Origin of the sequence: Domibacillus iocasae (genome assembly GCF_001750285.1) — a bacterium.
Taxonomy (GTDB): Bacteria; Bacillota; Bacilli; order Bacillales; family Domibacillaceae; genus Domibacillus; species Domibacillus iocasae.
This window is the reverse complement of sequence record NZ_MAMP01000024.1, coordinates 404,131-430,863: the sequence shown is the minus strand read 5'-3', so window position 1 is coordinate 430,863 and position 26,733 is coordinate 404,131. Positions and strand designations below refer to the sequence as shown.

Below are 26,733 nucleotides of genomic sequence, written 5' to 3'. Positions count from 1 at the left end.
TTCGTCTTTTTATGTGTTTGTTTAATTATAAAGAAAACAAAATGAATATTCAAGATGACAGAATGTATGAGAGAAGCAGTGTGAACAAAACAGCTGAGCCGCCTGTTAGAAGCAGCGGCTTCGTCCAGCGTTCAGGCTTGCGGGCAGCATATTCTTCATACAGCTCGCCGGTTTGATCCAGGTCATCAAACTGCGTAGTATACGCACCTTCATTAGATGATTTGCGAATTCGTTTAAATCCATAAGCCACACCATTAATAAAGCCTTTTTCCAATACAAACAAGGCAACGCCCGCAATAAGGAATAATAAGCCAATCATAAACAAGGAATCAATCATTGCTCGAACAGAATCGGATTGCAGCAAGCTGAATCCAGCAGAACTAATAAAAAGAAAGGAAAACAATGAAAAAATTTTTTTCTTCATGTTTTTGGTCCGCCTTCCATGGCCAGTTTCTGAAGCTGAAAAATCAAGAGTTCGTCCTCGCTTCAAGAACACTTGGTGCATCAGGAAGCCGGCTGATTTGGAAGCATTTAATGCCGAACGTCATGGGCCCAATTATTGTCACAACGATGTTTACGATCCCGAGTGCGATTTTTACCGAAGCGTTCTTAAGCTTTATCGGCCTTGGTATTGCGCCGCCGGAAGCTTCACTTGGCTCACTTGTAAACGACGGATTTAAGTCGATGCAGCTGTATCCGCATATGCTGCTTATCCCATCCATCATTATCAGTTTGCTGATTTTAAGCTTTAACCTGCTGGCGGATGGCCTTCGTGACGCGTTAGATCCACAAATGAAAAAGTAACAAGAAAGGAGGACGTTTGAATGGAAAAGGTATTAGATGTAAAAGACTTGCACGTATCGTTTGATTTGCACGCCGGTGAAGTGCAGGCGGTAAGAGGAGTCGATTTTCATTTAGAAAAAGGAGAAACGCTTGCGATTGTCGGGGAATCCGGCTCCGGCAAATCGGTCACAACAAAAGCGCTTATGAGGCTGATTCCAAACCCGCCTGGCCGTATTAAGAAAGGGCAGATTTTGTTTGACGGCCGGGATCTTGCTCCTCTGTCTGAAAGGGAAATGGAAAAAATTCGCGGGAAAGAAATGTCGATGATTTTTCAAGATCCGATGACATCCTTGAATCCAACGATGAAAATTGGCAAGCAAATTATGGAGCCGCTTATGAAGCACCAAAAGCTGAGCAAGCAGGAAGCCCACAAGCGGGCAGCTGAACTGTTAGTGCTGGTCGGCCTGCAAAACCCGGAGATGCGCATGAAGCAGTTTCCGCACCAGTTTTCCGGCGGCCAGCGCCAGCGGATCGTGATTGCGATCGCGCTTGCTTGCAACCCGAAAGTGTTGATCGCGGATGAACCGACAACGGCTCTTGATGTCACGATTCAAGCGCAGATTTTAGAATTAATGAAGGAATTGCAAAAAAAGATCGATACAGCGATTATTTTTATTACCCATGACCTTGGCGTTGTCGCAAATGTGGCCGATCGTGTAGCCGTTATGTATGGCGGGCAAATTGTTGAAACAGGCACAGTTGATGAAATCTTCTATGACCCAAGACATCCATATACATGGGGACTGCTTTCCTCCATGCCGAGTCCAGACACCGACCACGAGGCAGAGCTTCGCGCAATTCCCGGAACACCGCCAGACTTGATTAATCCGCCAAAAGGCGACGCGTTTGCCCTCAGAAGCGAATATGCAATGGCCATTGATTTTGAACAGGAGCCGCCCCTATATAAGGTATCGGACACGCATTTTGTAAAATCGTGGCTGCTGCATGAACAGGCACCGCATGTAGAACCACCTGAAATTGTAAAGCTGCAGCGCCGCTCGCTGCCGGGGAATTATGAAAAGCCAGTACTGGCCGGGGAAGGAGTTGACAATGGATAAACTTCTCGAAATTAAAGGGTTGAAGCAATATTTTAATGAAGGAAAGCCAAATATGGTCAAAGCAGTTGACGATATTTCCTTTGATATTTACAAAGGGGAAACGCTTGGTCTTGTCGGGGAATCCGGCTGCGGGAAATCTACCACCGGGCGGACAATGATCCGGTTGTACGACGCAACTGACGGCCAGGTGCTGTTTAACGGAGAAAATGTGCACGGGAAAAAGTCGCGAAAAGAATTAATGCAGTTTAACCGCAAAATGCAAATGATTTTCCAGGATCCTTACGCTTCGCTAAATCCACGCATGAAAGTCGCGGATATTATCGCAGAAGGCATTGATATACACGGATTAGCCAAGTCCAAAGAAGAGCGGATGAAAAAAGTATACGAACTGCTTGAGACAGTTGGTTTAAACCAGGAACACGCAAGCCGGTATCCGCATGAATTCTCCGGTGGACAGCGTCAGCGTCTTGGCATCGCCCGTGCACTAGCGGTGGAGCCAGACTTTATTATCGCCGATGAGCCGATTTCGGCATTGGATGTGTCGATTCAGGCACAGGTCGTTAACTTGATGAAAAAGCTGCAAAAAGAAAAAGGCTTAACGTATTTGTTTATCGCTCATGATTTATCGATGGTTAAATACATTTCCGATCGGATTGGTGTTATGTATTTTGGCAAGCTTGTTGAACTTGCACCGAGTGACGTGTTGTACAAAAATCTGCTTCATCCGTATACAAAGTCGCTTCTGTCGGCGATTCCGCTGCCAGACCCGGATTATGAACGCAGCCGCACACGTAAAGTTTACTCTCCAGATGTGCACGGGTACAGTGCAGACGATGTAGTGGAAATGCGCGAGGTAGCACCAGGACATTACGTTTACTGTTCGGTAAAAGAAATGAAAAAGTACCAGGAAACATATGAAACGGCCCGTTAAACGGCCGTTTTTCTCATAGTGGTTTGTTTAAATCGCGGAAATATGTTTATACTATATAAGAAGGACAAAATACAGTAATACGAAGGAGAAATGCATGAATTGGTATGAAAAATTAAATCAATACTTTCCGATTGAAGAAATGAAATCAAAAGAACAGATGGATGTTTTGCTCGCTGAACGGGGCGATGTGTATCATAAAGATGAAGGGCCAAATCACGTACTTATTTACGTGGAGTTTAACGGGTTTGTTTTTGTCGACTATCTTTTCGTGTCTAAGGATGCACGTGGGCAAGGTCTTGGCAGAAAATTAATAGATAAGCTAAAGTCGAAAAACAAACCGGTCATCCTCGAGGTGGAACCGGTCCAGTATGATGACACCGACACAGAAAAACGGCTTCGTTTTTACGCACGTGAAGGATTTCAGCACGCATCAAAAATCGGCTACCGCCGCCGCTCGCTGGCAACGGGTCAGGAAACGGTTATGGAGATTCTTTATTGGAGTCCGAACGAGGCGGATGAAGAAACAATTTATAAAGCAATGATGCAGACGTATCGTGATATTCACAAGTATAAGGACAAAGAAATTTACGGGGCGCCATTTGCGCCGGTAGAGGAAACGCTCTCTTTTAAAGAAGAGCAAAATAATGACATTCTTGAACCGTTTGATCCGCTTGAAAAAGTTTAAAAAAATGCAGCTTTGACGTTTAGTTGACACATTCCTCGGGTACAATGTAGTTGTAAGTTAAAGAAGGAAAGATTATTTCATTTATATAATTGAAAATGATATTCAATTGGGTGTCAATTCATGGTATAATACATATGTAGCCGGTTGTTGAGGAGTTTCACTAACACTTGAAATCTCCATGAACGTTCAATTCCTCAAATTGACAGGTATTATATATTTTATTTAAGGAGTGTGAATGAGGAATGGTTACACTATACACATCACCAAGCTGCACCTCTTGCCGGAAAGCGAAAGCGTGGTTAGAAGAGCACGAAATTCCTTACGTGGAACGCAATATTTTTTCAGAACCATTAAGCATTGATGAAATTAAAGAAATTTTGCGTATGACGGAGGATGGAACGGATGAGATCATTTCAACACGTTCGAAAATTTTCCAAAAATTGAATGTTGATCTTGAAACATTGCCGCTTCAAGATTTGTTTGAACTGATTCGTCAAAATCCGGGCTTGCTTCGCCGTCCGATCATTATGGATGAAAAGCGCCTGCAAGTTGGATACAATGAAGATGAGATTCGTCGCTTCTTACCGCGGAAAGTCCGCACATTCCAGCTGCTTGAAGCACAGCGTATGGTTAACTAATTGACAAAGAAAAATTCCTGCTCAATATGCAGGGATTTTTTTTATTTTTTGTTTGTTTTGACTTGAAGAATGCGAAAAATTGGGTTAGAATGTGCAGACAACGGAGTCTTTCTATTTTCATTTATACCTTGTTTATCATACAATAGAACAAAGGGATGGGGCATTTGTTTCCGCAACCCTGTGAACCCTCTAAATGGAAGGGAGAGACCGCACAATGGAGATTGAACGCATTAATGATAACACGGTGAAGTTTTTCATATCATATGTTGATATAGAAGAACGGGGCTTTGACCGCGAAGAAATCTGGTATAACCGGGAACGCAGCGAAGAACTGTTCTGGGATATGATGGAGGAAGTCCACGATGAAGAAGATTTCACAGTGGATGGACCGCTTTGGATTCAAGTGCATGCACTGGATAAAGGGCTGGAAATTTTAGTGACACAAGCGAATTTGACAAAAGATGGACAGCGCCTGGAGCTGCCTTTCACAAGTGACAAAATGGATGTAAGCGGGCAGATTGAAGACTTGCTGGAAGAGCATTTTGACCGTTCAGAAGAAGACGATTCACCACTTGATTTCGTGCTTGCATTCCGCGATTTTGAAGATGTGATTGCGCTTAGCCGCCGCGGCGGTCTCGATCATTTAACCACTTCCTTGTATGCGCACGAAAATCGTTATTACTTGTTTGTTGAGTTTAATGAAGAGCGTTTTCAGGAAGAAGAGATCGACGACGCGCTCAGCATGCTGCTTGAATATACCCACGAATCCCGCATGACGATCCATACACTTCAGGAATACGGAAAATGCATTATGCCGGAAAATGTATTCCAGACGGTTCGTCAATACTTTTCATAATCCGCATCCTCTTGAGCAATCAAGAGGATGTTTTTTTATGAAAAAAGAAGGAGGTGGCACAGAGTTGTCGAATGATACATTTAAGAAAGGAGAGGATGTATTATGCTGTCGGCAGTTAATGCACACGGAGAGGTCGTTGTGCTTGCTGGACCAGGAGCAAAACTGTTAGCGATTCAGGCAAAAGAAATTCCTCATTTTTGTCCACAATGCGGCGGCTCTGTCATTGTTAAAGCGGGTGACGTCAATATTCCACATTTTGCCCACACGTCCTACTCTTCTTGTGACTCTTTCTCAGAACATGAATCTCCCCGGCATCTTGCCGGAAAAGCAGACTTATATCAATGGATCATGAAAACATCGGAAGCCAAAATGGAAGCACGTCTTCCTGATGGCTCGCAGCGTCCCGATATTTTATCCGGAAAAATCGCCGTTGAATTTCAATGTTCCACAATTTCCGCTGCGCTTTTTAAAGAACGTACAGATAAATACACAGCGCGTGGCATGACGCCTTTTTGGATTTATGGCGGCAAGCCGGTAGAGCGAAAAGGAAGGTATATGAAGTTGACACCGTTTCAGCGGCTTTTTTTGCGCTACCATTCCCAGCTTGGCTTTTACTTTATGTCTTACTGTCCCGATCAGAAAGGCTTTACAATTTACGAGCGGATTATACCGGTAACACCAACACTCTGCGAAGCAGAGTGTCGTTTTGTACGAGTGGAAGAGATGTCTTTTCCGCCTTCAGCAGCGATTGGCGAGACGAATGCTTTTCCTTTAGGTGCATTTTTTGATGAAAAAAGGAAATGGATTGATCGGGCGCTTTATTTTGGGCAGGCGCGCCGTCATCCTTTTTTTCAAGCGGTGTACACATCAGGACGTAATCCATATTTACTGCCAGAATTTATCGGGCTGCCGGTGAGAAGCAGCATGGTGCTTCGGAATCATCCGATTGAATGGCAATTTTATCTTTTGATAGGTGAGAAAAATCAGCCTGCTGAAGAGATTATCCGCCGCCGTATTAAACTCGGGCATTTAAAAGAACAGCCGCTGCCGCTTATAAATGGATTATCCGCGGAGAAGGCAGCAAAAGAATATGTGGACCTGCTCCAATTGATTGGAAAGCCAAAATTGGCTGACAGCAGGTCAATGGTGGCTAAACTGCAAAATGAGCAGGCTTTTCTGGCCGATTTCGAAAAAACGGTTATAAACAGGCTGATTTTTTGAGGTGAAAAAGAAAGGAATATATAATAAGGAACGAGAATGGTTATATACATAAAGGGAGGTTTTTATAAATGGCAGACAATCAGGTGAAACAGCTTCCGGCTCGCTCTGAAGTGGCGGAAGAGCTTAAATGGCGTCTTGAAGACATTTTTGAAACAGATGGATTATGGGAAGAAGAATTTAAAGCGATTCAAGTGCTTGCCGGGGAAGCAGTTTCATACAAGGGCACGCTCGGTAACAGTGCAGAACAGATGCATTCCTTTTTCACCTGGCAGGATGCATTGCTTGAACGGATGGGCAAGCTGTACACATACGCGCATATGCGTTACGACGAAGATACACAAAATGCGCATTATCAAGGCATGAACGACCGGGCAAAAATGCTGTATACACAAATTGCCGGCGCGCTTTCATTTGCTGATCCGGAAATTTTGTCGATTGAAGAAGAAAAAGTGAATGGATTTATTGCATCCTATGAGCCGCTTAGACTGTATAAAAAAGTGCTCGAGGACTTAAATAAACAGCGTCCGCACGTATTATCGGCTGTTGAGGAGAATTTGCTGGCCCAGGTGTCTGATGTTCTTGGGTCTTCCAGTGCCACATTTGGCATGCTGAATAACGCGGATTTGGAGTTCCCGGTTATAAAAGATGAAAACGGCGAAAATATTCAAATTACACATGGCAATTATGTGCGATTTTTAGAGTCATCTGACCGCCGTGTACGGGAAGACGCGTTTAAAGCAGTTTATGCGACATATGGAAAATTTAAAAATACATTTGCATCGACGCTGTCTGGTCAAATCAAAAAAGATAATTTTTCGGCAAAAGTCCGGCATTACGGCAGCGCGCGTGAAGCAGCGCTATCGCGCAATCATATTCCGGAAACGGTGTATGATAATTTAGTCGAAACCATCAATAATAATCTGCCGCTTTTGCACCGGTATATTAAGCTGCGCAAAAAAGTGCTCGGTCTTGATGAACTGCATATGTATGATTTGTATACGCCTTTGGTCGCTGAAGGAAAATTTGATGTAACATATGATGAAGCGAAAGAACTGCTTCAAAAAGGCCTGCAGCCGCTCGGGAAAGAGTACAATGATATTTTAACAACCGGTCTTGAAAGTCGCTGGGTTGATGTTGTTGAAAATAAAGGGAAGCGAAGCGGTGCTTATTCATCAGGCGCATATGGCACGAATCCATACGTGTTAATGAACTGGCAGGATAACGTGAACAATTTATTTACGCTCGCGCATGAATTTGGACACAGCATTCACAGCTATTACACACGTGAGAACCAGCCTTATATTTACGGCGATTATTCTATTTTTGTGGCGGAAGTAGCGTCGACATGCAATGAATCGATTTTAAATGACTACTTACTTAAAACGACTGATGACGAGAAAAAACGCATTTACCTGCTGAATCATTTTCTTGAAACATTCCGCGGCACAGTATTTCGCCAGACAATGTTTGCTGAATTTGAGCATATGGTACACGAGAAAGCACAAAACGGTGAGGCGCTGACAGCGGATGGGCTAAGTGAAGCATATTACGAGCTGAATAAAAAATATTTTGGCGACGATATGGTCATTGATGAAGAAATTGCACTGGAATGGGCGCGTATTCCGCATTTTTACTACAATTACTATGTGTATCAATATGCAACCGGATTAAGTGCTGCAATTGCTCTTTCTTCCCAAATTTTAAAGGATGGGGAAGAGGCTTCAGAACGATACATTAATGAGTTTTTGAAAGCCGGAAGTTCGTCAGATCCAATAGAGGTGCTAAAACGGGCCGGCGTTGATATGACGGAAGCCGATGCTATTGAAGCAGCCTGCCGAGTATTTGAAGAATCTTTAGAAGAAATAGAGAAACTACTGGGTTAATTTGTAAGTTAACGCTGTCAAATCCATTATTTTGACAATGTTGTGAACAGAAGGGGCATCTCTTGCAAAAAATGTGCCATACATGGTACGATAATGTCGTGAAGTTGATCACAAACAAACATATACCCCTTTGTTTGACCGTGAAAAATTTCTCCCATCCCCTTTGTTCGTAAGAAAAAGCTTCGCTTCGGCGGGGCTTTTTCTGTTTTTAAGAGGCTCCCTGGAGGATTACAAACTGAATAAATTAACCGCGAATAGAAGAAAATATTTATGAAACCTGCCGTTTATTCGTCATATAAAGGCAGTAAAAAACGCCAGCATAAATGCTGACGTTTTTCATTGTACGTATTCCCAAAAAGTACCGAGCTTCGTATTGATTTTACGGACTTTTCTCTGCAAAAGCAGTTTCTTCATTTCACACTCGGTCTGCCCATCTGTCCAGTCATAAACACCGCTTATTTCATCGGTGGCTGCAATACGAAAATATTGCATAAATTCTTCAAGAAATGGTGGATCAAGAGGCTCCGGAATTTCTTCCAGTATTTCCTGCAGAATTTGTACGTAAATGTCGTACGAATACAAGCCGGCAATTTTAATGCCCTCATCTTCAATCCGTTCATTGAAAAAAACAATCGTCGGCGCTTCCTCTACGTCCATTTCACAAGTAATTGATAAATCGCATTGAAACGCTTTTGTCGCACCGGCTGAGTAAATATCGCTTAAAAACTCGCTTTTATCAAGACCGGATTCTTCAGCACAGCGGCTCAACACCTCTAAATCCGCTAAATTTGCTTTATCTAAAAAAAACTGTTCCTGAAGCTTCCGCAAAAATTTACTCCCGGCTCGTTTCCCTTGCAGCTCAGCTGCTTTAATCGCGATCGATGCAAGAAACGGAGAATCGGCCGCCTCTTCCACCCAGACGGACTCCTCACAGGCCAGTCGTCCATTTCGTTCAACCGCGAGAGGCCGTCTTACCGCATTTAATGCAGTCAACTTGCCGGTCAACACTTGCTTCAACTTAAAATAATGGCCATACTCAATCTGCAATTTTCGAATGAGCGGATCAAGCGCCCAGCATTCTGGGCAAAGTGGATCAACAAATACATATAATTCGAGCGGCTTTTGCTGGGCAGAGCAAATCCGTTCAGATAATTGCATAGAATTCACAGAACATCACCCTCATCATCCGGCCGGTTTACCATATGAAAGGCCGTTTGTTTAAGTCGTCCAAAAAAGAAAGCACGCAATTCACCAGTTATATGAACATCATCCATTGCCGCTTCCATGCACGAGAGCCAGGCCGCTGCGCGTGCCGGGGTGATTGGAAAAGGCATATGTCGTGCCCGGAGCATCGGATGCCCGTGTTCATTTGTATATAAAGAAGGTCCGCCTAAAAATTGAGTTAAAAACTGTTTTTGCTTTCGGGCAGTCTCGGTTAAATCATCAGGAAAAATCGGCGCAAGATCCGGATGCTGCGAAACGCGGCTGTAAAAAACGTCAACCAGTTCTGAAAGCTGTTTTCCGCCAATGATGTCATATGGAACATTGGATTGCTCGGCCATAAATGTGACTCCTTTTTCCTCGTAATGTATCTTTATTTTAACAAGGCTTCAGTCATAAAACAAATGATAGGATTGAAGACGTGCCTGTAAAGCATTCTTTAGTTATAAAGGAAAACCGGCTCTACGCATTGTAGTAGCCGGTTACTTTTTTCACATAGTTTTGTGTTTCATTGAATGGCGGGATGCCGTCGTATTTTTTTACGTTGCCCGGTCCGGCATTGTAGGCTGCGAGTGCGAGTGAAATGTCTCCATTAAACATATCAAGCATTTGGCGTAAATATTTTGTTCCGCCAAAGACATTTTGCTCAGGATCCGTTGAATCGGTGACGCCCAGGTAGCTGGCTGTGCCCGGCATCAACTGCATAAGACCCGTAGCGCCAGCGTAGCTGACCGCGCTTGGGTTAAAGTTTGATTCTTGTTTGATTACCGACTGAATCAGTTTTTTCGGGACATTATACTGCTCGGCAGCGCGGGTAATAATGTCATCGTAATCTGTTTTCGGTGCGGATAGAAGATCAGCACCCGCTTTTGTATAAAGAGCCGGCTGTGCGGCAGGGGATGTGCCGGATTGAACAATTTCAAGCCCCTGCATAAGCGCCTGTTGTAAAATCGAGCCAAATACGTTGCTTGTGCTTGTCGAAGACGAAAATGGTGAAGTCTTCCCAGTTCCTACGGCTCCGGCAACAGTCGTATTAATCATTGTGTTGAAAAAATTTGTATCCACGTCAGTTTCCTCCATGTTGTGTAAGTGCATGATAAAAACGGCGGATTTTATTCTCAGCCGGTATATAGTCGATTCCATGTTTCGTTAAAAGCTGGTGAAACACTGCTTCTCCAGATATATCTTTTGCTTCATATTCAATCTCATAATCTTCTTGTCCGAGGTAGGTGCTATGGTCAAATACAAGTAAGCCATCTTTGTGTGTTGTTTCGGCGCGGGTGGTTGAAAGCGTGCCAAAATGAACAAAATTTACAGCCCCTGCCCGATTCGCCGCTCGATTCACCACATCATTGTCCGGCAATGTTCCGTTTAATGCAGATTCAACCTCACCCTTAGAAAGTGGAACGGTTGACTCAAGCAATCCAGTATCCGCCGGCTCTTTTAACGTCATTTCTGCTTTGCCGTTTTTTTCGCGAATGCGCAGAGCAGCTCCTGCTTCTTTCAGTAAAAAATCAGGCGTGTCAAAGTAATGATTGCGCTGGTTCTGAAACGGTTCCGGCGAATACACAGAAACGAGTTCATCAAATTGTGCTTTTGTGACGACGCATTTAAATTCGATTTCAATTTCTTCGTTCATTTTTTCGCCTCTTTTTTCCATTATCTATCTTCTTTCATTGTATCCTGTTGGATCCGTGTTTGAAAGAGTAAAATGTGATAAAATGTTTACGAAGTTTTAAATGAACGGATGTTGTAAAGGAGAAGTGAACGGATGAGAACGAAATGGCATTTTACAAAAACAGAATGGGCGAATAACACGCTTCGCCTATTATCAGAAGAAGAAGTGGAAGTTACACATCTTCAGCCGGTGAATCAAGTCATTACCGATTCAGACGCGGCGGCTTTTGTTTATTTGGCAGAAGCGGAACCGGGCTACGTCTACTTATATTTGCATGAAAGCACGTGGGGAGATGTAAAAAAAGCGCTCGACGGGGAACATCTGATTGAAGCAGCCGGGACGGACGGCACATTTGCGCTTGCATCATTTCATGAAGAAATGAATGACTTAATTGTCAATATTGAAGGGAACAGCAATTACGGCGAGGAAATGGTAAAGAAAGTCGAACGTGTTTTTTTCGCTGAACAGCGCTGATGGAGGACGCGATGGACAACTGGGATGAGTTTTTGGCGCCTTACAAGCAGGCGGTAGAGGAATTAAAAGTGAAATTGCGCGGTATTCGCAAGCAGTTTGCGATTGAGGACGACCGCTCGCCGATTGAATTTGTGACAGGGAGGGTCAAGCCGGTCCCAAGCATTCTGGATAAAATGGAAACGAAAAAAATACCAATGGACCGCATTCAGCGGGACATGCAGGATATTGCCGGGCTGCGCATGATGTGCCAATTTGTCGATGATATTAAAAATGTCGTGACAATTCTGCGGAAGCGGAACGATTTTAAGATTATCGAGGAAAAAGATTATATTTCTCATAAAAAGCCAAGCGGCTACCGGTCGTACCATGTCGTGATCGAGTATCCGGTGCAGACAATTCACGGTGAAAAAAAGCTGCTTGCGGAAATTCAAATCCGGACGCTGGCAATGAACTTTTGGGCGACCATTGAGCATTCGCTGAATTATAAATACAATGGCGTTTTTCCGGAAGAGATTCAGACACGGCTTCAGCGCGCAGCAGAAGCGGCTTTTCGGCTGGATGAAGAAATGTCCTTAATCCGGGAAGAAATTCAGGAAGCGCAGCTGTTTTTTACGAAGAAAAAAGAATAACCATTAATCGGCAGGGGTGAGGCAGAATGAAGTTTGCGATTACATCAAAAGGGGACGCCAAGTCTAACGCGTTGATGCATAAAATCCGCAATTACTTGACGGATTTTAAGCTGACATACGACGAAAGCGAGCCGGATATTGTCATTTCCGTTGGAGGGGATGGAACGCTTTTATACGCGTTTCACCGGTATAGCGGCCGCTTGGATAAAACAGCATTTGTTGGGGTGCATACCGGCCATCTTGGCTTTTACGCGGATTGGACGCCGGATGAAATTGAGAAGCTTGTGATCGCGATCGCGCGGACGCCGTACCAGATCATTGAATACCCGCTTCTTGAAGCGATTATCCGCTATCAGGACGGAGGCAAAGAGACACGTTATTTAGCCCTGAACGAATCAACAGTAAAAAGTGTGGACGGGACACTTGTAATGGATGTGGAAATTCGCGGCGAGCAATTTGAACGCTTTCGCGGGGATGGTCTTTGTGTTTCGACACCGTCCGGCAGTACCGCCTACAATAAAGCGCTCGGCGGGGCTATTTTGCATCCATCGATCCGCGCGCTGCAGCTGGCGGAAATGGCGTCAATCAACAACCGCGTGTTTCGAACAGTCGGTTCGCCGCTTATTTTGCCGGCCCACCATACATGCATGCTGAAGCCGGTCAACCGGCCGGACTTTTTAGTGACTATTGACCATTTAACAATTTTACATAAGGATGTTAAGTCGATTCAATACCGGGTTGCGTCAGAAAAAATCCGCTTTGCCCGTTTCCGGCCGTTCCCATTTTGGAAAAGGGTGCATGATTCCTTTGTCAGCAGCTAAAGGAAATCCATTTCAGTTGAGCTGGAAGGCCGATCAAGACGGCGTGCTGCTGCGGACATTTTTACAAGAAAAAGCGATTTCAAAACGTGCGCTAACGGATATTAAGTTTACCGGTGGGCTTATAGAAGTGAACGGCTGTGAAGTGAACGTGCGCCACATGCTGTCTGCTGGTGATACGGTCCGCATTGTGTTTCCGCCAGAGGTGCCGTCCGATGGCATAAAAGCTGAGCAGCTGGATTTGCCGGTGCTGTATGAAGATGATGTGCTCATCGCTGTTGCCAAACCGGCCGGCATGAACACGATTCCATCGCGTGAACATCCAGCCGGCTCACTTGCATCAGGCCTGCTATGGATATACGAGGAGCGCGGCATTCAGGCAACTGCTCATATCGTCACCCGGCTGGACCGCAATACATCCGGCATCGTTCTTGCGGCGAAACATCGATACGTTCACCATTTAATGTCTGAGATGCAAAAACAAAAGGCTGTTTTTCGAAAATATGAAGCGTTAGCGGAAGGCGTTTTTACACAAGCAGATGGTGTTATCGAAGCGCCTATTGGGCGCCGGGACGACAGTATTATTGAACGAACCGTACGTGCGGACGGTCAATACGCGCGGACCGGTTATCAAGTTGTGAAGCAGTACGATACATTTGCGCACGTATCGGTGAAACCGGAAACCGGGCGGACGCATCAAATCCGTGTTCATTTCGCTTACATCGGCCATCCGCTTGCCGGTGATGACTTATACGGGGGCAGCACGAAGCGAATGACGCGGCAGGCGCTTCATTGCGGCTCAATTTTGTTTCACCACCCATTGACAGGTGTTCAAATTGACGTCTCCATGCCGATGCCGATAGACATGAAAAACCTGGTCATGTAAAATACCCCTGCTTCCTTATTCGAAGAGGGGTATTTCTTATGGGAAATGTCGCTTTCATTCAAATGTGCGGAATTTCTCTCCGACGAGCGGCTGTTTTGATTCAACAGATACCGTCTCACGCTCTGGCCAGCGCAAGCCCGTCAGTCTTCCGCCGAAAACGCAGCCGGTATCAATGTTAATTGTTCTACCAACTTCACGAGGCTCTTTAACCGGCGTATGCCCATACACAATGTAAGCAGCGCCTGTATATTTTTTTGCCCAGTCACGCCTGACAGGAGAACCATCGGCGTATTTTTCGCCGGTAATGTCTCCGTAAAGCACGAATGTTTTTACGCGGGAGTCAAACCGGCCGATGTAATCGGCACGGATACCGGCATGGGCGATCACAAGTTTGTCATTATCAAGCACTTGATAAAGCGGCGACTCTTCATACATGGATAAAAATCGTTTTCTGAGCAGGCGGTATTCATCAGCAGGCATTGAGTCAAGCTCTGCAACGGTTGTTTCTAAACCATGTGTTTCCTGCACATTGTTTCCAAGAAAATACCGGTACAGCTTGTTACAGTGATTACCGGGCACATAAAGCGCCCCCTGCTCTTCAAACAGTCGGCAGACAATGTCCATGATGCGGACAGAATCAGGCCCCCGGTCGGTTAAATCACCGACAAATGCAAGCGTTCGGCCACCCGGATGAACCGGAATGCCGTCATCCCACCTATATCCAAGCGTACGCGTCAGCGTGCGAAACTCATCGAAACAGCCATGCACATCTCCGATAATATCCAGCTTCATTCAATCGCTCCCTATTCATTTTGTCTACTGAATTAGTATAAGCCGTTTGGAGAAAATTTAAAAGTGGGGCAAAAGCCGGCACGATATCCGTTGATTTTTTTTCTATTCATGATAAAATTAATACTAGGTACTAATAACTTGTATAAATGGGGGAACGGATATATGTCATTTTCACTTGAAGGAAAAACGTTTGTCGTAATGGGTGTTGCCAATAAGCGCAGCATCGCTTGGGGAATTGCCCGTTCACTTGACGCGGCAGGAGCACGCCTTATTTTCACGTATGCGGGCGAGCGGTTGGAGAAAAATGTCCGCGACTTGGCGGCAACGCTTGAAAATCAAAACGATCCGTTCATTTTATCATGCGACGTAACAGATGACACAGCAATTGAAACATGCTTCCAGTCCATCAAAGAAAAAGCAGGCGTTATTCATGGTCTTGCGCATTGTATCGCGTTTGCGAATAAAGAAGATTTAGATGGCGATTTTGTCGATACATCACGTGATGGGTTTATGCTTGCCCACAATATTAGCGCATATTCATTAACAGCAGTCTCCAAATACGCGAAACCATTGATGACTGAAGGCGGCAGCATCGTAACGCTCACTTATTTGGGCGGCGAGCGAGTCATTACCAATTATAATGTGATGGGCGTAGCGAAAGCGTCTCTTGATGCAAGTGTTCGTTATTTGGCAGCGGATCTTGGCAAAGATGGCATCCGCGTCAATTCGATTTCTGCAGGCCCAATCCGTACTTTGGCTGCAAAAGGCATTAGTGATTTCAATGATATGCTGACGCAAATTGAAGAGCGCGCGCCGCTTCGCCGGACAACAACACAAGAAGAAGTCGGTGATGCAGCAGTCTTCCTATTTAGCAATATGTCCCGCGGTATTACGGGTGAAAACATCCACGTTGACTCCGGCTATCATATTACAGGCAACTAATTTTTAAACACCGTCCATAATGGGCGGTGTTTTTGCATATACTGGACAAAAAAGCGGAGGTGCATGTGCGATGAAAAAACCAACCGGACCATTGCTTTATATTGGACAGCCGCATTTCCAGCCAGTAAAGCCTGTTATGCAGGAAGTCGCAAAAGCAGGTGCAATCGAGCCACAGCCAACCGAAGAAGTGAAACAGGAGGCAGAAAAAACAGATTCTGCTTCTGCGCCTGGCCGTTTGAAGCCTTTTCGGGAAATGGGAACGACAGAAAAGGTCATCTACTTAGCGAAGCGGCGCATTCCGGTGCCATGCCGCTTTGATTGGTCCGACAGTTCTGTGCGTGGAACGATTGAAAAATTCGATGGGGCGCATGTGTGGGTGTTAGATGAGGAAAGCCATGAAACCGTTCAAGTGCCGATCGCAGAGATTGTTCATATTCGCCTTGCCGGAACATAAAAAAACCGCCCCATTTGATGAGGCAGCTCGATTTAACGGCAAACGTCAAGATCAACGTCTTTAATGCACTGTACGGCAATAAATTCGTTTAAATCAACTGTAACGCAGCTTCTTGTTTTGGCGAAATTTTCAACTTTGCATACTTGTTTTAAGCTAATGCCTCCGTCAGAAGCAAGATTCACTGAATCACCTTCGTCATCAAGCGGCATAAGCACACGTAAACGCGCACAGCAGCTGTCAAACACATCTTCTACACGAAAAAAGATGGAGACGCAGCCAGAATCGCAATGGTCCATTTCATCCGGGTTGAAGAAAGCAAAAAATGGCTTTCCTTTTTTGGTTGTCAGTGTAAACACACGTGTGTCAGCGTTGCGGCGGCGCGGTCCATCTAAATCGCCAAGCGGCTCGGCAAAGCAGTCTTTGCAGTCGCGGCAATCATCATCTTGTCTTTCATCTTGAATGTCGCGGATCGCTCGGACAACTTCACATACACAGCTTTCAGAAGAAAAACGGTCACCTTCTACGTCGTCGCGATGCTTTTGGCATCCCATTATGCACTCCTCCTTTAATATCGGTACATTATTACAATATGAATTCTGTTCAAAACGGCATGGACAATTGCCGTAGTGAACGGAATTTTTTTTGTAATTTCGCACATACTGATCGAAAATGGAGGTGCGGATCATGAACAAAATGGCGGGAATTTTTTTAGTCTTTTTACTGGCTAAGTGCGGGGCCGAACACGATGGAACCGCGATGATTGAAACGGCTGATCCGGATGCGGTGCAGCTGGACGGACATCAGGATGACTTGGCGGCGGATATAAAAAAAGAAGCAGATTCTTTTGAAGAAATTTATGATACAGCAGTCGTGAAAGGAACAGATCAGCTGCTCGTTGCTTATAAAGTCCGCCACCTTGACCGGTTTCAAATGAAAAAAATCGAAAAAGAATTGGATGATCATATCGAAAAAATGGCAGAGAAGGAAGAATCAGAAATTATCGTCTCAAGTGATTACAAAATCTTCCTTGAAGTCGTCCGACTGAAAGAAGACATGGATGCAGGGCATTTAACAGAAAAAGAAGCAGATAAAAGACTCTCGGAAATCATTAAATTGAAAAAAGAAACGGCATAAAGAAAGGAAGAGGCAAATGATTGCGATGTTTTTTTGGGCATTTGTCATTGGCGGGCTTATTTGTGTCATTGGTCAGCTTATGATGGATCTTGGCAGCTTGACACCAGGCCATACACTTTCGATTCTCGTCTCAGCCGGTGCGGTCATGGCTGGATTCGATTTATACGATCCGCTTATCGATTTTGCGGGCGCCGGCGCAACGATTCCCATTACGAGCTTTGGCAACTCGCTAGTTACAGGCGCGATGCAGGAAGCTGAAAAGCATGGAGTAGTAGGGGTTTTGACTGGCATGTTTGAAGTAACGAGCTCCGGTATTTCTGCTGCGATTGTCTTTGGCTTTATCGGCGCACTTTTTTTTAAGCCAAAAGGGTGAGCGGGCCCATCCCTTTTTGTCACTCCTTCATATGATAAGGAGAGAACAGCGAAAGGGGGATGCATTATGGGTATGCATGGATGCGGCGGTTACGGCGGCTACGGCGGCACAAGCACATTTGTGTTAATTGTTGTTCTGTTCATTTTGCTCATCATCGTCGGTGCAAGCTTTTATTGATTTGAATTGAGGAGGAGCAGGTGATGAACGACAAGTTTTTTGGCAATATCGAGAAAAAAACAGGTGTGCGCATGAGCGACATTTTTGCGCTCGTCGATTCACTGCAATATGCAGATTTTAAAGATGAACAGACAATTCGCGCGGTTGTCGCGCAAACAGCCGGACTTGCTGGAAAAAAAGTGCCGAAGCAAGTAGAAGACGAAATTGTCCGGACCATTTTAAAAGATGGCAAAAAGCTCGACATGAATACGATCACGAAAATGATCAAATGAGCCTATGGAAAGAGCAGCAAAAACGCTGCTCTTTTTCCTATTTATACAGGTCAAAAGATCCTTTTTTTAATTAAAACTTTTACATAAGAAATAAAAGGGGAAAAGGGAGAATATATATTATAGTTATTATTTTTTTAAGAAAGGAGCGAGAGAAATGGGCTACATCATGCCAATTCCACAATATCAGTACAACGATTACAGAGAGCGGGTTTTAAATGAAACAAGCATGGGCTATTCATCTGTCAATTCAGCTGAAAAAGTAACGTTTGATAAAGTATTAAGGGATCGCTCTGAACCGCAAATGAGTTTAGAAGAGCAAAGAAAAAAACGCCAAAACGAACATGAGGCGTTTCGAGTACATATGGCGCAAATTAGCGGCAAAGGATTTGAAATCGACAAATTGGCATAATGAAAGAAGGATAGTTTGTTGACGAACTTATAGAAAAAGCGTATTTCCTTATCATGGAGAATACGCTTTTTTGCTATTAGAGCGGCTTTGTCATCGTTTTATGCAAAATGCCTGCATCTAAAAATTCACCGGATACAACCCTGTAGCCGCGTTTTTCATAAAATGGAATAGCCTGCAGCTGCGCATCAAGCTTTAATGTTGTCAAGCCATCGACGGTTTTCGCATGCTCTTCAATCGCATTCATAATAAGATTGCCGGAACCAAAGCCTCGTGCTTCTTTTAAGACGCAAATGCGCTCGACTTTACCGAATTCCCCGACTGTGCGAAACCGGCCGGCACCGCATGGCTCTTGCTGATCGTTGTATAAAACGAAATGAACCGCTTCATTCTCCAGTTCATCAATTTCGAGAGCAGGAGGCACATTCTGCTCGCCTACAAAAACCGTTGTGCGTACAGAATATGCGTCCTCGCGCTGCTTTAAATCTGTTGTTTTTACGACATTCAAAATATTATGCATCCTTTCCAAGCAAAAATGTTTCATATACGGTCCATGAGCCGTTTTCAAGCTGGTACAGCAAATGGAAACGGTCCGCAATTTCCGTTAAATCAATGGATTCCATTTGAAGTGAGCCATATACATCCGAATGCTCATCATCAGACAGCTGCTGGCCGATTGTAATATGAGGAACAAATCGATACGGCTCTTCACCTGGAAACTCATCTGTATGCATCATCTCGTATAAAGAATCAAGCGTTTTATTCGGGTCGACTTTAAAATAGATTACATTGTTAACGGGTTCAAATGATTTTACTTTGCTGACATGATACGAAAACGGCTGATGAACAGCGGCAATGCGGCGCAGCTTTTCCGCAATTTGACTAACATCCTGATCATCCGCGTCAAAAGGGCTTTTCAGCGTAATATGTGGCGTAATCAGCGCATAATGCGGATCATACCGCTTCCGGTAACCGTTTACTTTATCCTGCAAAGGTTTTGATGGAAAAATGACAACACCGTACTTCATGTTCATTCACTCCCTTTAAATTAACGTCTCCTCTATTAGTATAACAAACGTTTTTAAAAATGCGGAATGAGAGCCGACGCTCATTCAAACATTTTTAACAGCGCCGGCTTCATATCCTTCTGCCAATACGTCCATGTGTGGCCACCGGTAAACTCATCATAAAAATAGTCTGTTGTTTTGTCGGCTAAAAAAGAGTGGAGCGCCCGGTTCGGCGTTAAAAAATCTGCTCGTTCACCATTTGTCATAAGCACATCCGTTTCTTCCGTGCCAATCATGTGATAAAGAGAAGGAAGAGTCTTCGCTTGTTCTGCCTTATGTATGACCGTGCTGTCCACAAACGGAGAATGCATCAGCACGCGTCCAAACAAATCTGGATGTTCCAGTGCTGCCATGAATGATACCGTACCGGCTAATGAATCGCCCGCCAGTGCCCGTCCAAATCGACCGCTGTGCCCTGGGAACTGTTCCTCTAAATAGGGCACGAGCTCATGCGCTAAAAAGCGGATATATGCTTTTTGCTTTACACCTTCCGGATGGTATTTCTCACGCCGGTCATGTTTATCGTTATACGGAATGCCGACAATAATAAGCGGCTCAATTTCTTCTTCAAAAAGCAGTTCATCCGCCACACGCGGCAGACGGCCCATTTGAAAATAATCTTTTCCATCCTGGCAGATTAAGAACGTATACGAAAACATGGGCGAAAAATCCGCCGGAATATAAACGAGAAAGGAAATGTCTTCGTTTAATTCGTTTGAATGGATAAGATGATCTTGAATCGTTCCGCGTTTCATCTGAAAACCTCCCCAAAATGTTGTCAGTTCATTTTACCATGACTAGAAACGAACAAAAGTTCTTTTTCGAGCGAGAATAGATGCGGATATGATATGATGGACAAAATGATGGAAACAGAGAAGGTGACGATGTGGTGAAAATCGGAACGCTTCGGCGCGCACCAGAAATTGTGGCGGTATTCGCGAAGCACGGCTTTGCCGGATACATAAAAGATCTGGGTCTGGCTGAAAAAATCCCATTCACACGCTGGGGCGCGAAAGAACAAAATGTAAAAGGCGAGCAGCTGCGGCGGGCACTTGAAGAACTTGGTCCGACATTTATGAAGCTCGGCCAGTTTTTGTCAACGAGAACAGACTTATTGCCGCCGTCATGGACGGAGCCGCTCGCTAAGCTACAAAACAGCGCGCCGGCGATGCCATTTGACGCGATTAAGCAGATTGTGGAATTAGAAGCAGGACAGCCCCTGGATGACTGGCTTATTTACATGGAAGAAATGCCGCTCGGGGCTGCTTCGATCGGGCAGGTGCACCGGGCTGCGCTAAAAGATGGAACCGAAGTTGCCATTAAAATCCGCCGGCCCGGGATTGAGCCGGTCATCCGCAACGACGTCTCGATTTTGCGCCAGCTTGCAAGTATTGCCGAACGAAACTCCGAGCTCGCCCGCCAGATCAGCTTAAAAGCGATCATTGACGACTTTGCCGCAGCACTCGGGCGGGAAATGAACTACCGGATGGAAGCGATGGAAGCGGCCGGTGTGCGGGATTTAATGAAAGAAAAGCGTATTTACGTGCCGCGTATTTTTCCGGAATGGACGACCGAGCGGATGCTTGTCATGGAATTTGTAAACGGCAAATCACTGCGGGGAGAGGTCATCGCCGGGATTGAAGTAGAAGAACGGAGGAAACTCGCCCGTGCCTTATCAGAAACGGTGCTGCGTCAAGTGTTTATCGACGGTATCTTTCACGCCGATCCACACCCTGGCAACCTGCTCCTCTTAAAAGACGGACGTCTCGGACTCATTGACTTTGGCAACACGGGAAGGCTTTCTGACGACATGAAGCATTTACTCTCAGACTGCTTATTTGCGCTCGCAGACCGGGATGCCGCATCACTTTCGATGTTAGTGCTTGAAATGGGTGCAAGAAAACCAATTGAACGGCGGTTGCTGCAGCGGGATATTAGCCGCTGGATGGCCGGCTATTTGGACATTGAGCTTGCGGACGTACAAATGGGGGCGATGCTGCAGGAGCTGTTCACCGTCGCGGGCAGCCACCATATTACAATTCCGAAAGATTTTGTCCAGGTCGGGCAGGCCTTTTTAAAAGTCGAACAAACGGTTATCGCTCTCGACCCTGGTTCAAGCCTTTCGGGTATGGTACGGGACATGGCGCATGAAGTACTAATGGGGCGAATCCATCCGAAAGAAATGATGCGCGAATCCCGTTCATTCCTTCGGCTGTTTAAAATGGCCGCTGTGAAGCTTCCGGGTATTTTAAACGAAACATTGAACGAATGGGAAGGGGGCCAGCCGAAGCTGAAAATGCACCTGACCGCCGATGAAAACATGATGCGGCGTATCGAACGAATGGCCTCGCTGATCGTTTTGAGTGTCATCATGCTCGCTTTCAGCATCATTATGGCCGGCATCTTTGTATCGATGGGCAACCAGTCACCGATTTCCGACTCAAACACGTACCACATTGCGCTCCTGACCGCCGTCGTCATGACCATTCTGTTTATGACCGTGCTGTATTTAATGTGGCGGAAAATAAAATAGCAAAAAATAGGCCCTTGCCGTTCAGCGGCAAAGGGCATGTTTATGTGATCAAATCCAGGATTTTGCCACATGCGGCATTATTAGCATACATCAGATTCATAGATAGTAAGTAATTTAAATAAAATACAGAAAACCGTTGACATAAAAGACTTTTTTGAATAAAATATAAATTGTCAGTAAAACGATTCCTTAGCTCAGCTGGGAGAGCGCTACCTTGACAGGGTAGAGGTCGCTGGTTCGAACCCAGTAGGAATCATCGGGTGTTAAAACCCTTGAGAGAGCGTCAGGAACACGGTTTCTCTACAAAAGATCACTTCTTCGGAGGTGGTCTTTTTTTGTGTTTTTAAAACCGTTGCAATGGAGCCTCTGCGGACAGATTTTCTTAAAAAGACCAGAACAACAAACTTTTCTGGGCAATTAGCCTAACCCATCCGCCACTCTATATAAAGCGCAGCATATTCAAAAAATATACTGCTACAAATAGCATTTTTTTAAGTGCCACAAACAGGCATTCACAAATTAAAAGCAGCAATCCTTTGAAGGGTTAAGAACTGGCATTACTTTTTTACGCTGATGATTCGGGAAGAATTTAAGACGAATAGAGAATCCTGCTCTCGGAAATTCTTCATGCCAAACCAGGTGAAATTTCCTGATTTAGTGAAATGAGTTAAAAACCCATCAATTTCATAAGCTTCGATCGTCTTTCATAATGGCCTTTCATCTCCAGCTCTCCTTCTTGCTCCAGAAGAAAAGCGTTTGTTTTAAAAAAACCGCCTTTTCTCCTATCCGCCAAGTTATTTCCATTTATCACTACTTTTCCTCGACTATCAAACTGTGTTTTATGCCTTTTATTCTTCGGTATGGTTCTTAAGGTTCAATAAAGACTAAGCCATTTTGAGTGCAATCTTTTAAGCTATTTTGCTCTCTTTTTTATTTTAACATTCTCTTAACATTCACTTCATATTGAACCTCTATAGTAAAGCACGAATCCATTACATACTACCGGAGGTTATACAAAATGAAAAAGCAGTGGCGAAAAAAATGGCTCCCGATTTGTGCGGTGTCAGCTATGGCGATTACAGGTGCAGCAAGCGGGTTTTCTAATACAGATGCGGAAGCCGCAGGATCTAAAAAACAGGATAACGCTAAAATCAAAAATGTCATTTTTATGATTGGGGATGGCATGGGCACGTCGTATACATCCGCTTACCGTTATTTAAAGGATGATCCGTCTACGCCTGTTGTAGAGCAGACGGCCTTTGATCCGTATTTGGTCGGGCAGCAGATGACGTACCCGGAAGATCCAGCTCAAAATATTACAGACTCTGCTTCTGCGGCAACAGCGATGTCAGCCGGCATTAAAACATACAATGCAGCCATCGGGGTGGACAACGATAAATCCGAAGTGAAAACGGTATTAGAAGCAGCTAAAGAAAACGGCAAAGCTACGGGACTTGTGGCGACTTCTGAAATTACGCACGCGACGCCGGCTTCATTTGGCGCGCATGATGAAAACCGGAAAAACATGAATGCCATCGCAGATGATTATTACGATGAGCTCGTTAAGGGTGGGCATAAAATTGATGTCCTTCTTGGCGGCGGTGAATCAAATTTTGTCCGGGCAGACCGCGATTTATCAGCTGAGTTCCAAAAAGACGGCTACAGCTATGTAACAAGCAAAGAAGAAATGCTGGATAATGACAATAAAAAAGTACTCGGCTTATTTGCAGAAGGCGGCCTGCCAAAAATGATTGACCGGAATGAAGAAACCCCGTCTCTTAAAGACATGACATCTTCGGCGATCGACCGTTTGAAAAAGGACAAAGACGGCTTCTTCCTGATGGTAGAAGGGAGCCAGGTGGACTGGGCCGGGCATGATAATGATATTGTCAGCGCGATGAGTGAGATGGAGGACTTTGAAAAGTCGGTTGAAGCGGCAATTGAATTTGCGAAAAAAGATAAGCACACACTAGTCGTTGTGACGGCTGACCACTCAACAGGCGGTTATTCCATCGGGGCGGACGGCATTTACAATTGGTTTGGCGAGCCTATTAAAGCGGCAAAACGCACACCAGACTTTATGGCTGCTGAAATTGCAAAAGGCGGCAGTGTGAAAGAAGTTTTGACGACTTACATTGATCAAAATGTGGTTGCGTTAACTGATAAAGAAATCCAGTCCGTTGAAGAAGCGGCAGCGAACGGCAAGCAGATAGATATTGATAACGCGATTGAAGAAATTTTTAACAAGCGTTCTCATACGGGCTGGACAACAGGTGGCCATACAGGTGAAGATGTACCGGTGTACGCATATGGACCGTACAAGGAACGTTTTGCCGGCCAAATTGAGAATACAAAAAATGCGGAAATCATCTTTGACTTGTTAGAAAGCAAGAAAAAATAAACGGAAAACGCTCCTGCTGCTGATCGGGCAGCGGACGTTTTTTCAAAAAAGAACAGGGGTTATCCAATGAAACGATTAAGCTTGATGATAGCGCTGCTGCTGGCTGCTGGCTGTAGCAACAACGCATCACTGGAAACGATAAATAAAGAGCCAGCAGCGGCAGCAAAGACAGAAACTGCTGTTGAAACGACAGAAGCGGCCGCTGTCTTATACGTACCAAACCCGCAAGTGACCGATGACCAAACACTTGTGAAAGAAAACGAGACCGTGTCAGATGGAAAAGGTGAATTGACGCTTTTGCGTTATCAATCAGCAGATGAGCAAGTACAGGTCGGACCTGTACAAATGACGCTAAACGAAGCGAAGGTCATGCATTTTACACCGGATTACAGCATGATCGATTTTTTTCATATGTACACGCATGACGAACAATTTGATTTTGTGAAGGTCAACGTGACATTTAAAAATACATCAGATGAACCCGTGAAATTTAATCCGGTCGCTCACTTGAAAACAAGCACTGGCGAGATGAAAACGTGGGAAGATGATTTTTATTTGGAGGAGTTGGCAGGTACGCTTGAGCCGGGTGAAAGGAAGTCCGGCAGCATGGGCTTTATTGTGGAAAAAGGCGAAACGATCGAATGGATCGGCCTGTTGACAAGTGACGCAGTGAATGGGAAGAATGAGATTATTGAGCAAGGAAAGAACGTGCGCCTGGACTTTTAGTAGTTGTAAAATCTGTTAGGAAGAAGCTGCGGGTTCCAAACGCACCAGGAATCATAAATCACGTCAGAGCATTGATAACCCGACCTCTCTGACATTTTTATTCTGCTGTCTCAATAATGGAATCTGCAATAGCAGTCAGCATGTCGAGGTTTGCTGTAACGGCTGCGCGCTTATCTATATTTAACATATACTGCCAGCCGTTTTTTTCAAAAGCTAACATATTAAATTGGTTTCCAAAACAATAGACCGCTTCGGTTCCATTTTTGAGTTGGATTAAATGATCAATTTCGTTTTCTCTAAATGTAATTTGATGTTCAATCGGTCTAACTCTAATGATAAAATGATTTTCAGGTAAGTTTTCATTTATATATTCCACTTCGAATTCATCATTCATTTCTCCACTTGCACTATGAAACCTTCCAAAAATATGTGTAAAGGGGATTGGCGGAATTTGGAATGGAAGATGAATGTCGCGTTTAAAATGGCGGCTGCTTTCTTGAAGAGCTTCGGATACAGAGACGTAACCAGCATCAACATAACTTTTTTGAAGGCTGGTACCGCTTTCCACTGCAGCTGCATTTGGAAAACTGACTAATATCAATATAATCAAACTAATGGCATGACCTTTTAAAAAAAACATAAGTGTCACTCCTGATCATTCCTTAAAAGGAAGAAAGGTAGGTATATATGGTTTAGTTAAATGGGAATATATTATCGTTTTCGTATACAAGCATGAAAAGTAACGGAAAAAAAAGTTGTGAAGTTTTAAACACTGGATTTTAGAAAAGAAGCAAATCCTTATAAAAGGACTTGGTAGGATTTAAACCCACAAGATACACAATAGTTCATCACAGAGAGGCTATTGGCTGCTCTAATCATTGAGCTACAAGTCCATAGTGTTATTATTAACTATTTAAAAAAAGATATACAAAAAAGCTGGCGGACATATTCAGTATTAACTGGCACTGAGCCCCTTATTTATATAACTAATGATCCGTTGTACCGCTTTTTCACCGGCTTCTTCCCATTTGTTTTTATTTTTTATTTGCCCGTCTGGATCAACAGGGTCTTGAAATTGATTAAACCCTGAAGCGGTGACTAAAGAATGTTCATCTTTTTCCAACCCAATATTGACCACATGCTTGATTACAAAGGGAGGATGAAACTCAATCCAGGCATCGTATTCATCAAGTGCGCCTTTCAATACCGTAAATGGAAGCCGGATATAAATCGTTTCTCCGCTTTCACGCCATAAAATACCATCGAAGCTCCCTTGATCATATTCCCAATTCCCTCCTAAATCATATCCGAGGTCTTTAAACATATCCCGTACATCACCAAAGTATGCTTTTTTTCCTTCAAGCTCTGTATGTAACTTCAACACCACTATTCACTCCTATTTAAAAAGGTTACTAAACAGTTTTACCTTTAAATAGGAATAAAATACTTCGGATTGAAATGAAGTAAGATCATGGAAAATGTGATTCATTTCATGATGGTTTTAGTACAAAATAAAAAGGACTGATTTCAGCCCTTTTTGTTTTAAGAAAAATTTATTTGCTTTTCATGATGTTTATATGTGCTACGGCTTCTCATCGCCAAATTTCCAACGTTCTTGAAGACGTTTTTCTTCGC

Annotated in this window: 33 protein-coding genes, 2 tRNA genes and 1 pseudogene; 23 read left to right on the top strand and 13 right to left on the bottom strand. The window is 44.3% G+C overall.

The features are described from left to right. Positions 1 to 49: 49 nt before the first annotated feature. Positions 50 to 424: a DUF3899 domain-containing protein gene (locus tag BA724_RS16240; protein ID WP_069939708.1), complete on the bottom strand. Its 375-nt coding sequence runs from the start codon at positions 422 to 424 to the stop codon at positions 50 to 52. A gap of 20 nt (positions 425 to 444) precedes the next feature. Here BA724_RS16240 and BA724_RS16235 point away from each other — a divergent pair. From BA724_RS16235 to pepF, 8 genes and pseudogenes are all read left to right on the top strand, one after another. Beyond that, positions 445 to 804, top strand: a pseudogene (locus tag BA724_RS16235) (ABC transporter permease); the annotation flags it as partial. A gap of 20 nt (positions 805 to 824) precedes the next feature. Further along, positions 825 to 1,901, top strand: a complete 1,077-nt coding sequence (locus BA724_RS16230) for an ABC transporter ATP-binding protein (protein WP_069939707.1) — start codon at positions 825 to 827, stop codon at positions 1,899 to 1,901. Then, positions 1,894 to 2,832, top strand: coding sequence for an ABC transporter ATP-binding protein (locus BA724_RS16225; RefSeq protein WP_069939706.1), 939 nt, complete (start codon positions 1,894 to 1,896; stop codon positions 2,830 to 2,832). Before BA724_RS16230 ends, BA724_RS16225 begins: the two co-directional genes overlap by 8 nt. Before the next feature lie 94 nt (positions 2,833 to 2,926). Continuing rightward, positions 2,927 to 3,517, top strand: coding sequence for a GNAT family N-acetyltransferase (locus BA724_RS16220; protein ID WP_069939705.1), 591 nt, complete (start codon positions 2,927 to 2,929; stop codon positions 3,515 to 3,517). 242 nt (positions 3,518 to 3,759) lie between these two features. After that, complete coding sequence (gene spxA, locus BA724_RS16215; RefSeq protein ID WP_045850634.1) at positions 3,760 to 4,155, top strand: transcriptional regulator SpxA; 396 nt, start codon at positions 3,760 to 3,762, stop codon at positions 4,153 to 4,155. 214 nt (positions 4,156 to 4,369) lie between these two features. After that, positions 4,370 to 5,011, top strand: coding sequence for an adaptor protein MecA (mecA, locus tag BA724_RS16210; protein ID WP_069939704.1), 642 nt, complete (start codon positions 4,370 to 4,372; stop codon positions 5,009 to 5,011). Positions 5,012 to 5,113: 102 nt separating this feature from the next. Continuing rightward, positions 5,114 to 6,232: a competence protein CoiA gene (locus tag BA724_RS16205; RefSeq protein ID WP_069939703.1), complete on the top strand. Its 1,119-nt coding sequence runs from the start codon at positions 5,114 to 5,116 to the stop codon at positions 6,230 to 6,232. 68 nt (positions 6,233 to 6,300) lie between these two features. After that, positions 6,301 to 8,115, top strand: a complete 1,815-nt coding sequence (gene pepF, locus BA724_RS16200) for an oligoendopeptidase F (RefSeq protein WP_069939702.1) — start codon at positions 6,301 to 6,303, stop codon at positions 8,113 to 8,115. A gap of 336 nt (positions 8,116 to 8,451) precedes the next feature. Here pepF and BA724_RS16195 read toward each other — a convergent pair whose 3' ends face one another. The 4 genes from BA724_RS16195 to BA724_RS16180 form a co-directional block, all read right to left on the bottom strand. Then, a complete protein-coding gene (locus BA724_RS16195; RefSeq protein WP_069939813.1) occupies positions 8,452 to 9,273 on the bottom strand; it encodes a ClpXP adapter SpxH family protein in 822 nt (273 codons plus the stop codon). A gap of 5 nt (positions 9,274 to 9,278) precedes the next feature. After that, on the bottom strand, positions 9,279 to 9,677 hold the full coding sequence (locus BA724_RS16190; RefSeq protein WP_069939701.1) for a globin domain-containing protein: 399 nt from the start codon (positions 9,675 to 9,677) through the stop codon (positions 9,279 to 9,281). A gap of 121 nt (positions 9,678 to 9,798) precedes the next feature. Then, on the bottom strand, positions 9,799 to 10,401 hold the full coding sequence (locus BA724_RS16185) for a lytic transglycosylase domain-containing protein (protein ID WP_069939700.1): 603 nt from the start codon (positions 10,399 to 10,401) through the stop codon (positions 9,799 to 9,801). A gap of 1 nt (position 10,402) precedes the next feature. Beyond that, a complete protein-coding gene (locus BA724_RS16180; protein ID WP_069939812.1) occupies positions 10,403 to 10,975 on the bottom strand; it encodes a CYTH domain-containing protein in 573 nt (190 codons plus the stop codon). 132 nt (positions 10,976 to 11,107) lie between these two features. Here BA724_RS16180 and BA724_RS16175 point away from each other — a divergent pair, with 132 nt between their 5' ends. From BA724_RS16175 to BA724_RS16160, 4 genes are read left to right on the top strand one after another with little or no spacing between them, the layout of a single operon-like run. Then, complete coding sequence (locus BA724_RS16175) at positions 11,108 to 11,488, top strand: UPF0738 family protein (RefSeq protein ID WP_069939699.1); 381 nt, start codon at positions 11,108 to 11,110, stop codon at positions 11,486 to 11,488. Positions 11,489 to 11,499: 11 nt separating this feature from the next. Further along, a complete protein-coding gene (gene yjbM / locus BA724_RS16170) occupies positions 11,500 to 12,117 on the top strand; it encodes a GTP diphosphokinase (RefSeq protein ID WP_069939698.1) in 618 nt (205 codons plus the stop codon). 26 nt (positions 12,118 to 12,143) lie between these two features. Next, on the top strand, positions 12,144 to 12,938 hold the full coding sequence (locus BA724_RS16165) for an NAD kinase (RefSeq protein ID WP_069939697.1): 795 nt from the start codon (positions 12,144 to 12,146) through the stop codon (positions 12,936 to 12,938). Beyond that, positions 12,916 to 13,821: an RluA family pseudouridine synthase gene (locus BA724_RS16160; protein ID WP_069939696.1), complete on the top strand. Its 906-nt coding sequence runs from the start codon at positions 12,916 to 12,918 to the stop codon at positions 13,819 to 13,821. Before BA724_RS16165 ends, BA724_RS16160 begins: the two co-directional genes overlap by 23 nt. Positions 13,822 to 13,875: 54 nt before the next feature. On the opposite strand, the gene prpE is transcribed toward BA724_RS16160, so the two are convergent. Further along, on the bottom strand, positions 13,876 to 14,613 hold the full coding sequence (prpE, locus tag BA724_RS16155) for a bis(5'-nucleosyl)-tetraphosphatase PrpE (protein WP_069939695.1): 738 nt from the start codon (positions 14,611 to 14,613) through the stop codon (positions 13,876 to 13,878). 162 nt (positions 14,614 to 14,775) lie between these two features. Between prpE and fabI the strand changes: the two genes are divergently transcribed. Next, entirely contained in the window at positions 14,776 to 15,555 is a 780-nt protein-coding gene (gene fabI / locus BA724_RS16150; RefSeq protein WP_069939694.1) for an enoyl-ACP reductase FabI, read from the top strand. Between the two features lie 70 nt (positions 15,556 to 15,625). Then, a complete protein-coding gene (locus BA724_RS16145) occupies positions 15,626 to 16,009 on the top strand; it encodes a hypothetical protein (protein ID WP_069939693.1) in 384 nt (127 codons plus the stop codon). A 32-nt stretch (positions 16,010 to 16,041) separates the two neighbouring features. Here the strand turns inward: BA724_RS16145 and BA724_RS16140 are convergent, their stop codons facing one another. Then, entirely contained in the window at positions 16,042 to 16,560 is a 519-nt protein-coding gene (locus tag BA724_RS16140; RefSeq protein ID WP_069939692.1) for a CotY/CotZ family spore coat protein, read from the bottom strand. A 133-nt stretch (positions 16,561 to 16,693) separates the two neighbouring features. Between BA724_RS16140 and BA724_RS16135 the strand changes: the two genes are divergently transcribed. The 5 genes from BA724_RS16135 (at position 16,694) to BA724_RS16115 (ending at position 18,374) form a co-directional block, all read left to right on the top strand. Next, the gene (locus BA724_RS16135; protein ID WP_069939691.1) at positions 16,694 to 17,143 is read left to right on the top strand and encodes a YhcN/YlaJ family sporulation lipoprotein; all 450 of its coding nucleotides are present in this window, start codon (positions 16,694 to 16,696) and stop codon (positions 17,141 to 17,143) included. A 16-nt stretch (positions 17,144 to 17,159) separates the two neighbouring features. Next, a complete protein-coding gene (spoVAE, locus tag BA724_RS16130) occupies positions 17,160 to 17,516 on the top strand; it encodes a stage V sporulation protein AE (protein WP_069939690.1) in 357 nt (118 codons plus the stop codon). A 66-nt stretch (positions 17,517 to 17,582) separates the two neighbouring features. Next, entirely contained in the window at positions 17,583 to 17,693 is a 111-nt protein-coding gene (locus BA724_RS16125) for a YjcZ family sporulation protein (RefSeq protein WP_069939689.1), read from the top strand. Positions 17,694 to 17,716: 23 nt separating this feature from the next. Beyond that, positions 17,717 to 17,965: a stage VI sporulation protein F gene (locus BA724_RS16120; RefSeq protein WP_069939688.1), complete on the top strand. Its 249-nt coding sequence runs from the start codon at positions 17,717 to 17,719 to the stop codon at positions 17,963 to 17,965. Between the two features lie 154 nt (positions 17,966 to 18,119). Next, on the top strand, positions 18,120 to 18,374 hold the full coding sequence (locus BA724_RS16115; protein WP_069939687.1) for a hypothetical protein: 255 nt from the start codon (positions 18,120 to 18,122) through the stop codon (positions 18,372 to 18,374). A gap of 76 nt (positions 18,375 to 18,450) precedes the next feature. On the opposite strand, the gene BA724_RS16110 is transcribed toward BA724_RS16115, so the two are convergent. From BA724_RS16110 to BA724_RS16100, 3 genes are all read right to left on the bottom strand, one after another. Further along, positions 18,451 to 18,879, bottom strand: a complete 429-nt coding sequence (locus tag BA724_RS16110; RefSeq protein ID WP_245676235.1) for a GNAT family N-acetyltransferase — start codon at positions 18,877 to 18,879, stop codon at positions 18,451 to 18,453. 4 nt (positions 18,880 to 18,883) lie between these two features. Then, positions 18,884 to 19,399 (bottom strand): YjcG family protein, encoded by a 516-nt coding sequence (locus tag BA724_RS16105; protein WP_069939685.1) that lies wholly within the window; start codon positions 19,397 to 19,399, stop codon positions 18,884 to 18,886. A gap of 80 nt (positions 19,400 to 19,479) precedes the next feature. Beyond that, positions 19,480 to 20,193 carry an alpha/beta hydrolase gene (locus BA724_RS16100; RefSeq protein ID WP_069939684.1) on the bottom strand — a complete coding sequence of 238 codons (714 nt, stop codon included), beginning with the start codon at positions 20,191 to 20,193 and terminating at the stop codon, positions 19,480 to 19,482. A gap of 131 nt (positions 20,194 to 20,324) precedes the next feature. Between BA724_RS16100 and BA724_RS16095 the strand changes: the two genes are divergently transcribed. The 4 genes from BA724_RS16095 to BA724_RS16080 all read left to right on the top strand — a co-directional run bounded on the left by BA724_RS16095 (position 20,325) and on the right by BA724_RS16080 (position 25,098). Continuing rightward, a complete protein-coding gene (locus BA724_RS16095) occupies positions 20,325 to 21,971 on the top strand; it encodes an ABC1 kinase family protein (RefSeq protein ID WP_069939683.1) in 1,647 nt (548 codons plus the stop codon). Positions 21,972 to 22,154: 183 nt separating this feature from the next. Continuing rightward, positions 22,155 to 22,227: transfer RNA gene (locus tag BA724_RS16090), tRNA-Val, on the top strand. A gap of 762 nt (positions 22,228 to 22,989) precedes the next feature. Next, complete coding sequence (locus tag BA724_RS16085) at positions 22,990 to 24,372, top strand: alkaline phosphatase (RefSeq protein ID WP_069939682.1); 1,383 nt, start codon at positions 22,990 to 22,992, stop codon at positions 24,370 to 24,372. 66 nt (positions 24,373 to 24,438) lie between these two features. Then, positions 24,439 to 25,098 (top strand): DUF4352 domain-containing protein, encoded by a 660-nt coding sequence (locus BA724_RS16080; RefSeq protein ID WP_069939681.1) that lies wholly within the window; start codon positions 24,439 to 24,441, stop codon positions 25,096 to 25,098. A 97-nt stretch (positions 25,099 to 25,195) separates the two neighbouring features. Here the strand turns inward: BA724_RS16080 and BA724_RS16075 are convergent, their stop codons facing one another. The 3 genes from BA724_RS16075 to BA724_RS16070 form a co-directional block, all read right to left on the bottom strand. After that, entirely contained in the window at positions 25,196 to 25,738 is a 543-nt protein-coding gene (locus tag BA724_RS16075; RefSeq protein WP_069939680.1) for a hypothetical protein, read from the bottom strand. Positions 25,739 to 25,903: 165 nt separating this feature from the next. After that, positions 25,904 to 25,991 (bottom strand) — tRNA-OTHER (locus BA724_RS18690). A 62-nt stretch (positions 25,992 to 26,053) separates the two neighbouring features. Further along, on the bottom strand, positions 26,054 to 26,482 hold the full coding sequence (locus tag BA724_RS16070) for a YugN family protein (protein ID WP_069939679.1): 429 nt from the start codon (positions 26,480 to 26,482) through the stop codon (positions 26,054 to 26,056). Positions 26,483 to 26,733: the final 251 nt, after the last annotated feature.

What these genes read in the sequence shown, in the direction of transcription:
- spxA (WP_045850634.1), top strand. Translation starts at nt 3,760, where the DNA reads ATGGTTACACTATACACATCACCAAGCTGCACCTCTTGCCGGAAAGCG.
- BA724_RS16190 (WP_069939701.1), bottom strand. Translation starts at nt 9,677, where the DNA reads ATGGCCGAGCAATCCAATGTTCCATATGACATCATTGGCGGAAAACAG.
- BA724_RS16085 (WP_069939682.1), top strand. Translation starts at nt 22,990, where the DNA reads ATGAAAAAGCAGTGGCGAAAAAAATGGCTCCCGATTTGTGCGGTGTCA.
- BA724_RS16160 (WP_069939696.1), top strand. Translation starts at nt 12,916, where the DNA reads ATGATTCCTTTGTCAGCAGCTAAAGGAAATCCATTTCAGTTGAGCTGG.
- mecA (WP_069939704.1), top strand. Translation starts at nt 4,370, where the DNA reads ATGGAGATTGAACGCATTAATGATAACACGGTGAAGTTTTTCATATCA.
- BA724_RS16145 (WP_069939693.1), top strand. Translation starts at nt 15,626, where the DNA reads ATGAAAAAACCAACCGGACCATTGCTTTATATTGGACAGCCGCATTTC.
- BA724_RS16075 (WP_069939680.1), bottom strand. Translation starts at nt 25,738, where the DNA reads ATGTTTTTTTTAAAAGGTCATGCCATTAGTTTGATTATATTGATATTA.
- BA724_RS16240 (WP_069939708.1), bottom strand. Translation starts at nt 424, where the DNA reads ATGAAGAAAAAAATTTTTTCATTGTTTTCCTTTCTTTTTATTAGTTCT.
- BA724_RS16080 (WP_069939681.1), top strand. Translation starts at nt 24,439, where the DNA reads ATGAAACGATTAAGCTTGATGATAGCGCTGCTGCTGGCTGCTGGCTGT.
- BA724_RS16195 (WP_069939813.1), bottom strand. Translation starts at nt 9,273, where the DNA reads ATGCAATTATCTGAACGGATTTGCTCTGCCCAGCAAAAGCCGCTCGAA.
- BA724_RS16140 (WP_069939692.1), bottom strand. Translation starts at nt 16,560, where the DNA reads ATGGGATGCCAAAAGCATCGCGACGACGTAGAAGGTGACCGTTTTTCT.
- BA724_RS16135 (WP_069939691.1), top strand. Translation starts at nt 16,694, where the DNA reads ATGAACAAAATGGCGGGAATTTTTTTAGTCTTTTTACTGGCTAAGTGC.
- BA724_RS16180 (WP_069939812.1), bottom strand. Translation starts at nt 10,975, where the DNA reads ATGAACGAAGAAATTGAAATCGAATTTAAATGCGTCGTCACAAAAGCA.
- BA724_RS16175 (WP_069939699.1), top strand. Translation starts at nt 11,108, where the DNA reads ATGAGAACGAAATGGCATTTTACAAAAACAGAATGGGCGAATAACACG.
- BA724_RS16100 (WP_069939684.1), bottom strand. Translation starts at nt 20,193, where the DNA reads ATGAAACGCGGAACGATTCAAGATCATCTTATCCATTCAAACGAATTA.
- BA724_RS16105 (WP_069939685.1), bottom strand. Translation starts at nt 19,399, where the DNA reads ATGAAGTACGGTGTTGTCATTTTTCCATCAAAACCTTTGCAGGATAAA.
- spoVAE (WP_069939690.1), top strand. Translation starts at nt 17,160, where the DNA reads ATGATTGCGATGTTTTTTTGGGCATTTGTCATTGGCGGGCTTATTTGT.
- BA724_RS16120 (WP_069939688.1), top strand. Translation starts at nt 17,717, where the DNA reads ATGAACGACAAGTTTTTTGGCAATATCGAGAAAAAAACAGGTGTGCGC.
- fabI (WP_069939694.1), top strand. Translation starts at nt 14,776, where the DNA reads ATGTCATTTTCACTTGAAGGAAAAACGTTTGTCGTAATGGGTGTTGCC.
- BA724_RS16165 (WP_069939697.1), top strand. Translation starts at nt 12,144, where the DNA reads ATGAAGTTTGCGATTACATCAAAAGGGGACGCCAAGTCTAACGCGTTG.
- BA724_RS16225 (WP_069939706.1), top strand. Translation starts at nt 1,894, where the DNA reads ATGGATAAACTTCTCGAAATTAAAGGGTTGAAGCAATATTTTAATGAA.
- BA724_RS16230 (WP_069939707.1), top strand. Translation starts at nt 825, where the DNA reads ATGGAAAAGGTATTAGATGTAAAAGACTTGCACGTATCGTTTGATTTG.
- BA724_RS16205 (WP_069939703.1), top strand. Translation starts at nt 5,114, where the DNA reads ATGCTGTCGGCAGTTAATGCACACGGAGAGGTCGTTGTGCTTGCTGGA.
- BA724_RS16125 (WP_069939689.1), top strand. Translation starts at nt 17,583, where the DNA reads ATGGGTATGCATGGATGCGGCGGTTACGGCGGCTACGGCGGCACAAGC.
- prpE (WP_069939695.1), bottom strand. Translation starts at nt 14,613, where the DNA reads ATGAAGCTGGATATTATCGGAGATGTGCATGGCTGTTTCGATGAGTTT.
- pepF (WP_069939702.1), top strand. Translation starts at nt 6,301, where the DNA reads ATGGCAGACAATCAGGTGAAACAGCTTCCGGCTCGCTCTGAAGTGGCG.
- BA724_RS16115 (WP_069939687.1), top strand. Translation starts at nt 18,120, where the DNA reads ATGGGCTACATCATGCCAATTCCACAATATCAGTACAACGATTACAGA.
- yjbM (WP_069939698.1), top strand. Translation starts at nt 11,500, where the DNA reads ATGGACAACTGGGATGAGTTTTTGGCGCCTTACAAGCAGGCGGTAGAG.
- BA724_RS16220 (WP_069939705.1), top strand. Translation starts at nt 2,927, where the DNA reads ATGAATTGGTATGAAAAATTAAATCAATACTTTCCGATTGAAGAAATG.